Source organism: Clostridium homopropionicum DSM 5847 (assembly GCF_001263795.1).
In the GTDB taxonomy this organism is placed as follows: domain Bacteria; phylum Bacillota; class Clostridia; order Clostridiales; family Clostridiaceae; genus Clostridium_H; species Clostridium_H homopropionicum.
The window spans coordinates 119,550-133,177 of the sequence record NZ_LHUR01000010.1 but is presented as its reverse complement, the minus strand read 5'-3'; the positions used below and the strand labels follow the sequence as shown (position 1 = coordinate 133,177).

General features: G+C 27.7%; 14 protein-coding genes. 12 read left to right on the top strand and 2 right to left on the bottom strand.

The genetic code is table 11. From position 1 onward, the window contains the following. Positions 1-2 precede the first annotated feature (2 nt). Genes yqeK through CLHOM_RS01895 form a run of 4 tightly spaced genes read left to right on the top strand, consistent with a single transcriptional unit; the run spans position 3 to position 2,866 of the window. On the top strand, positions 3-572 hold the full coding sequence (yqeK, locus tag CLHOM_RS01910; RefSeq protein ID WP_052219991.1) for a bis(5'-nucleosyl)-tetraphosphatase (symmetrical) YqeK: 570 nt from the start codon (positions 3-5) through the stop codon (positions 570-572). Positions 573-583: 11 nt separating this feature from the next. After that, positions 584-1,537 (top strand): LCP family protein, encoded by a 954-nt coding sequence (locus tag CLHOM_RS01905; RefSeq protein WP_052219990.1) that lies wholly within the window; start codon positions 584-586, stop codon positions 1,535-1,537. Positions 1,538-1,584: 47 nt separating this feature from the next. After that, positions 1,585-1,968 (top strand): RidA family protein, encoded by a 384-nt coding sequence (locus CLHOM_RS01900; RefSeq protein WP_052219989.1) that lies wholly within the window; start codon positions 1,585-1,587, stop codon positions 1,966-1,968. Continuing rightward, on the top strand, positions 1,961-2,866 hold the full coding sequence (locus tag CLHOM_RS01895) for an RluA family pseudouridine synthase (RefSeq protein WP_052219988.1): 906 nt from the start codon (positions 1,961-1,963) through the stop codon (positions 2,864-2,866). Before CLHOM_RS01900 ends, CLHOM_RS01895 begins: the two co-directional genes overlap by 8 nt. A gap of 32 nt (positions 2,867-2,898) precedes the next feature. Here the strand turns inward: CLHOM_RS01895 and CLHOM_RS01890 are convergent, their stop codons facing one another. Next, complete coding sequence (locus tag CLHOM_RS01890; RefSeq protein WP_052219987.1) at positions 2,899-4,149, bottom strand: D-alanyl-D-alanine carboxypeptidase family protein; 1,251 nt, start codon at positions 4,147-4,149, stop codon at positions 2,899-2,901. A gap of 156 nt (positions 4,150-4,305) precedes the next feature. On the opposite strand from CLHOM_RS01890, the gene CLHOM_RS01885 reads away from it, so the two are divergent. From CLHOM_RS01885 to holA, 5 genes are all read left to right on the top strand, one after another. Then, the gene (locus CLHOM_RS01885; protein ID WP_052219986.1) at positions 4,306-4,965 is read left to right on the top strand and encodes a helix-hairpin-helix domain-containing protein; all 660 of its coding nucleotides are present in this window, start codon (positions 4,306-4,308) and stop codon (positions 4,963-4,965) included. Between the two features lie 93 nt (positions 4,966-5,058). After that, positions 5,059-5,298, top strand: a complete 240-nt coding sequence (locus CLHOM_RS01880; protein ID WP_052219985.1) for a hypothetical protein — start codon at positions 5,059-5,061, stop codon at positions 5,296-5,298. 138 nt (positions 5,299-5,436) lie between these two features. Next, a complete protein-coding gene (locus CLHOM_RS01875; RefSeq protein ID WP_052219984.1) occupies positions 5,437-8,028 on the top strand; it encodes an HAD-IC family P-type ATPase in 2,592 nt (863 codons plus the stop codon). Between the two features lie 90 nt (positions 8,029-8,118). Next, positions 8,119-9,456, top strand: coding sequence for a ComEC/Rec2 family competence protein (locus CLHOM_RS01870; RefSeq protein ID WP_052219983.1), 1,338 nt, complete (start codon positions 8,119-8,121; stop codon positions 9,454-9,456). Between the two features lie 37 nt (positions 9,457-9,493). Beyond that, a complete protein-coding gene (gene holA, locus CLHOM_RS01865; protein ID WP_074782843.1) occupies positions 9,494-10,522 on the top strand; it encodes a DNA polymerase III subunit delta in 1,029 nt (342 codons plus the stop codon). Positions 10,523-10,554: 32 nt separating this feature from the next. Here the strand turns inward: holA and rpsT are convergent, their stop codons facing one another. Beyond that, a complete protein-coding gene (gene rpsT, locus CLHOM_RS01860) occupies positions 10,555-10,821 on the bottom strand; it encodes a 30S ribosomal protein S20 (RefSeq protein ID WP_052219982.1) in 267 nt (88 codons plus the stop codon). A 228-nt stretch (positions 10,822-11,049) separates the two neighbouring features. On the opposite strand from rpsT, the gene gpr reads away from it, so the two are divergent. Genes gpr through CLHOM_RS01845 form a run of 3 tightly spaced genes read left to right on the top strand, consistent with a single transcriptional unit; the run spans position 11,050 to position 13,601 of the window. Continuing rightward, positions 11,050-12,024: a GPR endopeptidase gene (gene gpr / locus CLHOM_RS01855; RefSeq protein ID WP_052219981.1), complete on the top strand. Its 975-nt coding sequence runs from the start codon at positions 11,050-11,052 to the stop codon at positions 12,022-12,024. Positions 12,025-12,078: 54 nt separating this feature from the next. Next, on the top strand, positions 12,079-13,140 hold the full coding sequence (locus CLHOM_RS01850; RefSeq protein ID WP_052219980.1) for a stage II sporulation protein P: 1,062 nt from the start codon (positions 12,079-12,081) through the stop codon (positions 13,138-13,140). Positions 13,141-13,196: 56 nt separating this feature from the next. Then, positions 13,197-13,601: a hypothetical protein gene (locus tag CLHOM_RS01845; protein WP_052219979.1), complete on the top strand. Its 405-nt coding sequence runs from the start codon at positions 13,197-13,199 to the stop codon at positions 13,599-13,601. The last annotated feature ends 27 nt before the right edge of the window (positions 13,602-13,628 follow it).

Here is a 13,628-nt window from a genome sequence, read left to right as displayed (position 1 = left end):
AAATGTGGGATGAAGGTAGAATGATAGAATATTTAAAGAAAAATCTTAAAAATTCAAGATTGCAGCATAGTCTTAGTGTAATGGATACCGCAATAAAGTTAGCTGAAATATACCATTGTGATTCTAATAAGGCAAGGATAGCAGGGCTTATTCATGATTGTGCTAAAAATATGAGTAGTAATGAAATGATAAATATTATGAAAAAATCTGGTTATAATACTAATGACGAATCATTTATGATACCACAAACTTTACATGGACCAGTTGGTGCCTACGTAGCAAAAAATGTTATGGGAATAGAGGATAAGGAGATTTTAAATGCTATAGAATACCATACTATTGGAAGAAAAAATATGAGCATTTTAGAAAAGATAATATACATAGCAGATTATATTGAGCCTCTAAGAAACTTTCAAGAATTAGAAGCTGTTAGAAAATTTGTGTATTCTGGAAATATAGACAAAGCCTTACTTATGAGTTTTGATAACACTATAAAGTACATAATAAAAAAAGGTCAGCTTTTACATAAAAACACTATAGAGGCTAGGAATTATATACTTAGTAATAGATAGGTGGGTATAATATGACATTAAGAAGAGCTTTTAGGGTTATAATAAAGGTTTTCATAATACTTTTACTATTAGTAATAGCAGCTTCAGTTTATTTCTACCAAGGACTTTCTAAGTTAAGTAAAAATACAGAATTAAATGATTATAATTCTGTTAGAAATAGTGTTGAAGCAGAAGAAAGTGACAATAGTCAGAGTATAAATATTTTAGCTTTAGGAGTAGATATAGGAACTCCTGGATCTAAAAGCGAAAAAGACCCTAAGAGGACAGACACTATGATGTTGATGCATTATAATGCAGAAACAAAAGAAGTTCAAGTCATATCCATACCTAGAGATACCTTAATAAAAATAAATGGGAAAAATGCTAAGATTAATGCTGCTCATGCAGTAGGAGGAGTCAGCTCCTCAATAGAAGCTGTGGAAAAGCTTTTGGACATTAAAATAAATTATTATGGTAAAGTAAATTATGAAGGTTTCAGAAAAATCATAGATTCTATCGGAGGGGTTGATGTAAAAATAAATAATGATATGGACTATGATGACTTTGAACAAGATTTACATATACATTTTAAAAAGGGTGAAATTGTCCATTTAGATGGAGAAAAAGCAGAAGAATTTTTTAGATGGAGAAAAAATAACAATGGAACAGGCTTATTAGAAGGAGATATAGGGAGGATAGAAAACCAACATTATTTCATTTCAGAAGTTATAGATAAAGTAAAAAGCCCTTGGATTATTCCGAAGATCCCAGGTATCTTAATGACTTTACCTAAATATAGTGAAACAAATATGACTCCTGATGAAATAATAAAATATGGATTTAGCTTTGTAAAAGCATCAAAGATTGAAATGGTGACACTAAAAGGACACGATAAATTCATTAAAGGTATATCATATTTTATTTATGATGAAGATTATAACAAAAAAATAATGGATAAAATTCGTAATAAAACTGGAGTATTTTAGCCATTAATATTAAAATTAATATACAGTAATTCATAGGAGGATGAGATATGAGAAAGCAAATAGTATATACAAAAAATGCACCAGCTGCAATAGGACCTTATTCACAAGGAGTTATAATAGGGAATTTATTATTTACCTCTGGACAAATACCAATTAATCCAGCCACTGGAGAGCTTGTTAATGATGATATAGCTATGGCAACTGAAAGAGTAATGGAGAATATTAAAGCTATATTGGAGGAGGCAGGGACAACCCTTGAAAATGTTGTCAAAACAACTATTTTGCTTAATGATATGAATGATTTTCAAAAGGTAAATGAGATATATGGAAAGTATTTCACTAATGAACAACCAGCTAGATCCTGCTTTCAAGCAGCTAAACTTCCAAAGGATGCATTGGTAGAAATTGAGGTAGTTGCTGCAATTGAGTAATAAAGATAACACCCTAAGATTTATAGTAAGTGAAAAAGAGAATGGATTTAAGCTAAAGGAATATTTAAAAATAACAGCTCAGTTGTCTAGCAGATTTGTAACTAAAGCAGTAAAGGAAGATAGAATTAGAGTAAATCATCAAAAGCTTACTTTATCTTATGTATTAAAAGCTGGAGACATTATTGATATTAAAATAAATAGGGAAGAGCATCAAGATATTATTCCAGAAAAAATTGATTTAAATATAATATATGAAGATGAAGATATTATAGTTGTAGACAAACCAAATGGTATGGTTGTACATCCAACTAAAAGACATTTAAATGGAACCCTTGCTAATGGACTGTTATATTATTTTCAAGAAAAGGGTTCAAATAATATAGTAAGATTAGTAAATAGATTAGATATGGATACTTCAGGTTTAATATTAGTTGCTAAAAATTCATATAGTCACATGTCTTTATCTAGGGATATGGTTAAAGATGAATTCGTTAAAAGTTATCTAGCTATTGTTCATGAAAATATAAAAGAGGAAAATGGAATTATTGATAAACCTATATATAGAGTAGGAGAGGGAACAATTAAAAGAATAATTGATGAAAGAGGGCAGAGGAGTATTACTAAATATGAAGTAGTGGAAAGTTTTAAGGAAGCTGATCTAGTTAAACTGACTTTACTTACGGGAAGAACCCACCAAATTAGAGTACACTTAAGCAGTATTGGACATCCGATATATGGTGATGCCTTATATGGTCAAGAAGAAAAGGAGTATATAACAAGACAAGCGCTTCACGCTTACAGACTAGAATTTCCTCATCCTACTACTGATAAAATTATTAAACTTGAGAGTAATATCCCAAAGGATATGAGAGATTTAATAGATAAACTTAAAAAATAAAATTTAAAAATAGGCACTAAAGTTAAATTACTTTAGTGCCTATTTTTGAAGTTTTTTCGCAATCTAAGTTTTCTAATCCTCAATAAAACAACTGAGAAAGCTGCAAATGAAAATATGTATAAAAAAGTCTTCCCGATTGAACTTTGCTTACCATCGGAATTTTTAGATAAAGTAGGTATAAAATTCATGGCTGAATATTTTTCACCGCTGGCTAGTTTAATAACTCCAATTTTTTTACCATCCAACATTACATTTCCATTTAGTATGTTATCCCCTCTTTGAAAAGAGGTTTTGCTTAAATCTTTATTTTCAATATCTACTTTAGGAATGGAGGTTGATTTTTTTTCTTTAATATAATAAAAATCTTCTGCTGCCAGCAAAGGTATTTCTACTCCAGATTTCACTGAATAATTACCTACTAAATCACCCTTTAAATATAAATGATTCAAAGTGAAATTGTTAAATCCATAATCAAATAGAACTTTAACATCTGTCCAATAAGTATATTTTGAATCATGAAGAAGTACTGCAATTAATTTTTGACCATTTTTTGAGGCAACAGCTACGTAAGAATGTTTCGATTGAACGGTATATCCTGTTTTGCCTCCCTCACAGCCTTCATAGTAATTTTTGGAATTTTTTTGAACTAATCTATTTTTATTCCATATAGGACGCTCTTTGTCGCTTTTATTTGTTGGTTTTATATAATACATATTAGTTGTAGCTATTTCTTTATATTCTGGGTGTTTAGAAAGCTCTCTTAAAATTAATGCTAAATCTCGCGCAGTTGTTCTATGATTTTCATCATACAATCCATGAGGATTCACAAAATTTGTGTTTAAAGCTCCTAATTCTTTAGCACGGCTGTTCATTAATTTAACAAATTCATCAGTAGATCCGGAAATATGTTCTGCTAAAGCTTCTGCTGCGTCATTAGCTGATTGAAGAAGAAGAGCATATAATAAATCTTTTACGGTTAACTTTTCTCCTTCATAAAGATATATTTTACTTCCATCTACAAAAGGAGGTTTTTTACCAACCACAACTTCATCATCTAACTTGCATTTTTCAAGTGTTAATAGGGCAGTCATAGTCTTAGTAGTTGATGCTGGGGGGTATGGAGTATCTATATTTTTTGAGTAAATTATTTCACCAGTAGTGTAATCCATAAGTATAACACCATCTGCAGAAATATTATTTACTGAATTTTGAGCAAAAGCAATTTCGGAGAAAATTCCTAGAGTAATAGTAAAAATAATTATAAAAGTCACTATTTTACGCATTGTCAACCTCCTATTATTAATAGCAATAGTATATCAGAAAATATTTATTATATCAAAGCGTAAAGAGAATAAAAGTTAAAGTTTAGTTATGTTTTTCGAATAAATGGTAATAATTAATTGACAAATAGAAATTTAACTTTTCCAGGAGGGAATACGATGGATAAAAGAGATAAAATTATTGGCTCCATGGTAATGCTAATAGGATGTAGTATCTTTTTAATAGTAGGATATATTTTATCACAACCTAAATCAACAAATGAAGAAGAGATTTTATTAGAGAATAAAATTCAATATAAGGACAATAGAGCAGCTCAAGTCTCTGGAAAATTAGATGATAGTAATTCTGAAAACAGTAATTCAGATGAATTTAAAAAAATTATAGTTGAAATAAAAGGGGAAGTAAAAAACCCTAATGTATATATAATGGACTATAATAGTAGGGTAAATGATTTGATAAAGAAAGCTGGAGGCTTTACAGATGAAGCTGATGTAATGAGCGTTAATAGCTCAATGAAGCTGAAGGACGAGGATTGTATAATCATATATAATAAAAATGAAGAAAAAAACATAGGTATAAATAATTCAATTAGTAGAAGGAATGAAAATACTAAAGCTGATGGAGGAAAGATAAATATAAATACTGCTTCAAAGGAAGAATTGAATAGTATTCCAGGCATCGGAGATGTAACAGCACAAAAGATTATTGATTACAGGGAAAGTGAAGGAGGTTTTAAATCTATAGAAGAATTAACAAATATTGATAGAATTGGTCCTAAAACCTTGGAAAAGATTAGAGATAAAATACAGGTAAGATGATATTATATTTTGAATTAATAATACAAAAATGGTATAATACTATCTATGCTAACTATATGAACATTTAATAATTAATGAGAAGGAGTAATAAAGATGGAACAAACAATAGAAAATATTAAGCCTATTAAAAAAGTCATATTTTGGAATAATACTCAAGAAGAATTAGGAGTAAAAGTTAATTTGACAAAAGGAAAAGAGTATGATTTGCTAAGTGTAAAGGTTCCAGCTCAATATGAAATAAAACCATCAGTTAACAATGTTGTTATGTATTTAATTGAAGATGATAACGGAGAAAAAAAATATTTCTTATCTAATTATTTTAAAAATAAATAGGATATATGAAGTGAGCCTAAAAGAGAGACTTAGGCTCGCTTTTTATATACATCTGATATAGGATTTATTAAAGTATTTGTTGAATTTTTCGATTATATTTTTAGAATTTTAAAGTACTTAGAGAATGAGGTATAAATTATGAAGACTTTTTACAATCTCAGCTGGAATGAGGTTATAAAAGAATTAAATAGTGATGTAATTTATGGTCTTTCAGATGAAATGGTAGAACAACGAAGAAAAGATTTTGGAGATAATAAAACCATTGAAGTAAATAATAAAGGTTTTATCAGAATATTTATAAAACAATTATTAAAATTTTATTCTATTGTAGGAATTATAATTTGCCTCGGGTTATTTTACTTTAAAGAATTGAATATTTCTATAATAATACTTAGTATTATTATATTTTGTTCAATTTTGTATGCATTTAAGGAATATAGGAAAGAAGAAAAGCTAAATCAATTGAGAAGCATAACTCCGAAAAAGGCTGTAGTTGTAAGAAACAAAAGAACTAGTACTTTAAATACTGATGAAATTGTTGTAGGAGATATAGTTTATTTAGAAAAGGGGGACATTGTTCCAGCAGATATAAGACTAATTGAATGTAATTGTTTAAAGGTAAAGGAATCTGCTATTACTGGTGACAAAGAGATAATTGATAAATATGAAACTAAAATAGAAGACAGAGAAATATCTTTAAGTGAAATGAAAAATATTGTATTCAAGTCATCATTTATAATTGAAGGTGATGCTAAAGGAATTGTAATCAATGTAGGAGATAACACTGAAATTGGTATGATTACTAAGAGCTTGCTTGAAGATAATTTAACAGTAAATGTTTTAGAAGAAAGCATTAGCAAAATAGCAAATTCCCTAACAAGGCTTTTTATCTTATGGGCGGTTTTATTTTCTGCTTACAGTTATTCTGTTAAAGATAGCATACAAGCTACCTTAAAGTTAATATCTTTAAGTTATTTTATAATCGTCCCTCTTGAGATTTTGTTATCTGTTGGATTTATTTCCTTTATAATAAATAAGGTTAAGCACAACGAAGGAATACAGCTTGAAGGATTATCTACTATGAAGTTATTATCTGATATAGACGTAATGATTTTTGATAAGATAGGCTTTCTAACTGAAGAAAAAATGTATGTAAACAATTTTTTTACAAATGGCAAGCTGTTTGAAGTAAACTCTATTGATATAGAAGAAAATATGGACAACATTGATAGAATTATTAAAATTGGACTTGCTTGCAATGACGCAAAAATTAATAGTGAAGATGAATTTTCTAAAGGAACTCTTATTGAAAAGGCAATAATAAAACAAGGTATGGATTTAGGTATTAACAAGAAGGCAGTAGATCTAGAACAGCCAAGAGTATTTCAAATACCATATGATGTAGATAAGAGAATAAGAACTACTTTGAATAAAATTGATGATAAATATAGAGCCAGTATAGTAGGATCAGTAGATAAGCTGCTTGAAAGATGTACTCATGTAATGAGAAATGGCATAGAGGTAGAAATTTCTTTAAAAGATATTGAGGAAATTAAAAATGCAGATTTGAAGCTTTCAATGAACTATCTACATGCTATAGCTTTTGCATACAGGAATTTTAGTTATGAACCTAGTGTAAATGAAAACATTGAAAGTAATCTTGTTTTTGTAGGACTTATAGGCTTTTATAATCCAATTCATGAAAACATTCAAGGATACATTAGATATTGTAAAGCTCTAGCTATAAAGCCAGTTATAATTACCGAAGATAATAAAATAGTTGCTACTGTTCTTGGGGAAAGAATTAAAGTGCTAAATAAAAATGATTTGGTGCTTTCTGGTGTAGAGCTTGATAATATGGAGGAGGATGAAATAGAAAAATATGTTGAAAGGGTAGGAGTCTACTCTAGAATATCCTCACAAAATAAATTAAAAATTGTAGAAAGTTTTAAAAGGTTAGGTTATAAAACAATAGTTACTGGTGATAGATTTACTGACTTACCTAGTTTTAAAATGGCGGATTTAGGTATTGCTGTTGGCACAGAATGTACTAACATGGCAAAAAAATTGAGCGATATTTATGTAAATGAAAAAGGATTAAATAAAATTTTAAATTTAATGAATGAGGGCCGAAAAGCAGTTCTTAGTATAAAACATATTATTACTTTTAATTTAGTAATTGCTATAATAGAGATGATGTTTATTATTCTTGCTAATACTTTGAGTCATAATTCTATAAAATCAGATGTAATTATTTTAACTAATTTTATAATATTAGCCTTCAGTTCATTATTAATATTTTCAGAACATAATAACATTATTGGCAACAGAAATGAAAAGTTAGAAATAGATAAGAATATTTTAGGAAAATATACCACAGGTATGATTATTTACATTGCAGCTGTAATTATAGAGATGGTAGTAGCTTTATACTTTGGTATCAATAAAAATACAGCCTTAGGAGAAATGAATGCTTCTATTTTAATTAGTCTTAGCCCTATAATATTTTCTATGTATTTTGTAGAGATAAAGAAGCTTTTAAAGAGTAAAATGTCTACAATTTTTCTGATAATTAATTTTATTGTATTTTCAGGATTTTTTGCTCTAATATATATGAATAACCAGATAAATTTATCAAATATAATATGGGATTTAAAATTAATAATACCTATGATAATAATACAGATTATAATAGTAGCTTTTACTAAAGAACTAGATAAGAAATATTAAGAAATTGATATTGAATACACTTTGACATATGTGGCTATAATCATATGCTAAAGTGTATTTTTTATTTACTAATTTTAAAGGAGAAATGCGGTGGAAAGACCTTTAGTATATTATTTTATTTCAACATATATAGGGGCTCTTGTTTTAGTGGTTTTTCAGTATAATTACCTATTGTGTACATTGCTTGTTGGTATTTTTTTAGGAGTATTTTATTTTAATGAAAATAAAAAGAAATTTATAATACTTGTGAGCTTTTTTATTCTTGGAAGTGTTAGTTTATCGTTGTATTATAATGTAAATTTAGGAAATAAAGCTGAAGTAAGAATTATTGAGAAAAAAAGAGGGTATTATTTAGGAGAATATAAAGGGAGAAAGCTTCAAGTTTATATAAATAATAATAGCTTGAACAGTGGATCGAGGGTAGAATTAGAAGGTAAATTTAATAGGCAGAAAGATTATTTAAAAGGTACAATTGGGCAATATATTGGTGAAAATTATGCAGAGCTAAATATGGATTTTATTCAAAGACTTTACGAGTTTAGGGAAAAGCTTTATAAAAAATATAATAAAATACTAGATGAAAAGAAAACAGCAGTAATTATGGCAATTTGTTTTGGAGATACTAGATATTTATCCTATGATCAGAAGAACGAATATAATTCTTTAGGACTATCACATATTATAAGTGTATCAGGTTTTCATATTGCAGTTGTGTATAAGTTTTTAGAAATGTTTTTAGGAACAAGTACTTCGATAATTATGACATTTTTATATGCTATTTTTACTGGGGCAGAAGCAGCAACTATTCGTGCATTTATAATGATAGTGATACTAAAGGGTTCTAAAATTGTATACAGAAATTATGATAGTCTATCTGCTCTTTGCTTTGCAGGTTTAGTATTAATACTAGTTAAGCCTTATTATATTTTAGATTTAGGCTTCAATTTATCTTTTCTTGCAACCCTTGGAATTATACTATTCAATAAAAAGCTTCAAAAAATTTTTTATAAATTACCTAAAAAAATAAATGATTCGGTAAGTATAACCTTAAGTGCCCAAGTATTCTCGATGCCGTATGTAATGTGTACTTTAAATAATGTTAGTTTATTTTTTCTACCTGCAAATTTAATTTTATTACCTATATATTCAATGATTATACTACTGGGAAATTTAGGTATGATTTTATATAAGGTAGATTTTTTATTTAATATTAATTCATATTTATTATATTCTATTTTAACATCAATTGATGGAGCTACTAAATTATTGAAAATACTTTCTCCTAATGTAGTAAAATATAATTTTTTTCATGGAATATATATGTTAATAATATTTCTTACATTTATATTTATTAAAAGAGGCTATGAAAACCTAAAATATTTCCCTTTGATAATCACTTATATAATAATAGTCTTCAAAGTGTTATAATAAATAATACAGACTATAAAAAGAGAGGGAATTTATTTTGAAGGATGTCTTATATCTAGAAGAACAATTAAGTAAAAATCGTATGAGTAACTGTTATATTTTTTGTGGCAGTGACGAACACAGCATAAAAAATTATATAAATAAAATAGTAGCTAAATTTGTCAATAAAGATTTTTTAGACTTTAACTATTCTGAAATTGATGGTTTAAATGCAAACATTGATAATGTAAGAAATGCCTGTGAGACACTACCTTTTATGAGTGAAAAAAAAGCTGTAGTAATTTATAGAGCAAATTTTTTAAGAGATAAAGTAGATAAAGCATTAGAAAGCTCTTCAAAGGAAATAATGCAGTATATTAATAACATACCATCAGAATGTATATTAATAATGTATTATATTTTTGAAAACGACAGGGAAAAAGAAAGTAATAAAGTTAGAAAATTAGAAAAAGCAGTATTAGCAATAAAGATGTCAAAGCTCAAGGGAAATAGTCTAAGCAAAAAGGTAACTGATATTTTAAAGGATAAGGGTAAAGATATAAACAAATCCGATTTAGCTATACTTTGTAATAATGTTGAAAATAATTTGGATATAATAGAAAACGAATTGGAAAAATTGTATTGTTATACAATAGATAGAGAAATAACTGGAAAAGATATATTAGATATTATTACTAAGAAAAATGATAATGACATATTTAACTTAGTAGATTTTATATCTCAAAGAAAGCCTCAGAAATCTTTAGATATTTTAAATGAGCTTATATTTAAAGGGGAAATTGAAACATCAATACTCAGAATGATACAAAGACAGTTTAAATTGCTCTTCATAATTAAGCTTGGTATAGAAACCGGGAAAAGTAAAGAACAGTTATCAAGCGAATTAAAGCTGAATCCATTTATTTGCGAAAAGATGATGCAGCAAAGCAGTAAGTTCACATTAAATCAATTGAAACAAAATGTAGAAGCATCCTTGGAAACTGAAAGGATTTTAAAAAGTAAGTCAGTTGATTCTAAATTAGAAATGGAGCTTTTAATACTTAAAAGTACAACAATAAAAATATAAATAAAAACCGGTGTTATCACCGGTTTATTTAATTAAGCGCTTAAACCATTTAATTTTGCAGCTAGTCTTGATTTTTTTCTTGAAGCCTTGTTCTTATGTAAGATACCTTTTGATGTTGCCATATCTAAAGCTTTAACTACTGTAGTATAAGCAACTTTTGCCTCAACTACGTCATTATTAGCGATAGCAGCTTCAAATTTCTTTATCTTTGTTTTTAATGCTGATTTAATTATTTTATTTCTAAGAGTTTTTGTTTCAATAACTTTAATTCTCTTCTTAGCTGATTTTATGTTTGCCATCTCATTTTCACCCCCTTGCTATTTTAGTAGGGTTAAGCAGCTTTGGGGAATTCATATTTGAATTGCCTTACTCAACAAATGATATTATAGCATTATTTACTAGGCACTTCAAGTAGAAAATTTCTAAAATTTAATATATTAAATTTTAGTTGATGAATTATAAAACAAAACTAGGTAAAAATAGTTTTATAGTATAAGCATTAATGAATTTTGAAAGGAAGTGTATTCATGAGAAACATCAGAACAGATTTAGCAGTAGAAGCAAAGGAATTATATGATGAACAAAATAAAGAAGAAATGCAGGGAATAAAGATAAATGAATACTTTGAAAGTGGAGTAAAAATTACAGATGTGAATATCTTAGATGAAATTGGGGAAAGAAATATGGGTAAACCTATAGGAAAATACATAACCTTAGAGATGCCAGAAACCTTTATGCATGACAAGGATGTAATGGATGATGTAAGTAAAGTATTTTCAAAAAGTCTTTCAGAAGTAGTAAAATTAGATAAAAGTATGACAGCTTTAGTAGTAGGTCTTGGAAATTGGAACGTAACTCCAGATGCTTTAGGACCAAAAGTAGTTTCTAGGCTTATGATTACAAGACACCTAAAAGAATTAGTTCCAGATAAGATTGATGAAAATATAAGACCTGTTTGTGCAATATCTCCAGGAGTTTTAGGTTTAACCGGAATTGAAACTGGAGAAATAATAAAGTCTTTAGCAGATAAAATACGACCTAATCTAATTATATGTATAGATGCTCTTGCCTCAAGAAAAGCTGAAAGAGTAAATAAAACTATACAAGTAGGGAATACAGGTATATCACCAGGCTCAGGAATAGGAAATAGAAGGATGGAAATAAGCGAAAAAAGTCTGGGAATACCTGTAATTGCAATAGGAGTTCCTACAGTAGTCCATGCATCTACCTTAGCCAACGATGCTATTGATATTGCCTTAGATGAGCTAATTAATAAATCCACAAAGGGGTCTGAATTCTATACTATGCTAAAGAATTTAGACAGAGAAGAAAAACAAAATCTAATAAATGAAGTTTTATATCCACAACTAGGAAATATGATTGTAACTCCAAAAGAAATTGATTTAGTTATAGATGTTGTATCAAAGATCGTTGCTAATGGAATAAATATAGCACTTCAACCAGCTTTAGGGCTTGAAGATATAAATAAATATATAAATTAGTAATATAGTTTTAATAACCTCTCATATATATTTACAAACAAGGGAGGGATAATTATGCACTATCAGAAAAATGAGAAAAGTAAAATACTAATAATTTTATTATGTATTTCAGTAATAGTTATTATATTTGCACTAAATGGAGCAAAACTTTTTTATGATAATATAAATATAAAGGATAAATTTTATAAGGGGATTTTAGAATTAAGTCTTCCAATAAAAAATAATGAAAGTATAGGGGATAGCAATGAACTTAATGTGGGCAATAATTTATTAAATAATATACTAAGAGAGAATACATTAAATATCATTGGGAGAGAAATTTCTACTTTATCCCCTTATATAAATGAAAATAATAATTTTAATATTGATTATGGTGAACATCAATTTGATAGGTTTGTTCTTAAAGATGACCAAGTATTAGAAGAGGAAAATAAGACAAGCAATTCAGTAGATATGAGTTCGGTAACGGCATTTAATCCAGAATTAAAAAAAGAAATGTCAAAAAAGCCGGAGGTTCTTATTTATCATACACATACTTGCGAAAGCTATAAACCATATGGAACGAATATTGTGGACAAAGACAAAAATATAACGGCTGTAGGCGAAGAACTAAAAAAGGAACTTGAGAAATACGGAATTTCAACCATTCATGATACTACAATTCATGATCTGGATACATATGATAAAAGTTATGAAAGATCTAGAGTTACATTAGATAAATATTTAAAAGAAACCAAAGACTTTAAACTTGTTATTGACATGCATAGAGATTCTATAGAAAATAAAGAGGCAGTTACAACTACCATCAATGGAGAAAATGTTGCAAGGTTTATGTTTGTTATGGCTAAGAAAAGTCCGAACTTTAATGAAAATAGCAAGCTTGTAGAAAAAATTAGAGATATATCAAATAAACTGTACCCTGGAGATAAAAAAAATTCAAGCTTTAATAAAGGGACATTCTATTATAATTATGGAAGAAAATATTTCAATCAAGACTCAACGAAAAATTCTGTTTTAATAGAGGTAGGTTCCCATGTTAATACTCTAGATGAAGCAAAAGCATCAGCAAAATATTTAGCTAGAATATTTGCTGAAGAGATTAATGGAAAGAAATGAATAAAGTAGCAACAAAAAGTACATCCTTAATAATGAATAAAAGGAGGTACTTTTTTATGTATAAAAGGAAAGCTATTATAATACCATTTGTATTATTTATATTTGTAACTGTTACTGGGCTTGCGGTAGTAAATTATAATTTAAATAGACAAATATATTCAGGAATTTTAGAAGATATAAAGGATGAAAATAAAGCTTATGATAATAAGAATAAGTCAAGAGATTTAGATATGATGGCTGATGTGCTTACATATCCAGAAAAATACCAGATAGAAAAAATAAGTTTAAAAGATCGTGAAACAGAAGAAAAAGTTGTAATTCCAAAAGTGAGAATTCTGTATAATTCATCTCCCTTTGACTTTAGAATAGATACAAATAAGTATACTTTCTTTATTAATGGCAATGTAATAGAAAATATTAAAGGTAAAGCATTAAGTATAGTTGACACATATCTAGAATAATATGTTATAATTTATAGGATTTATTAC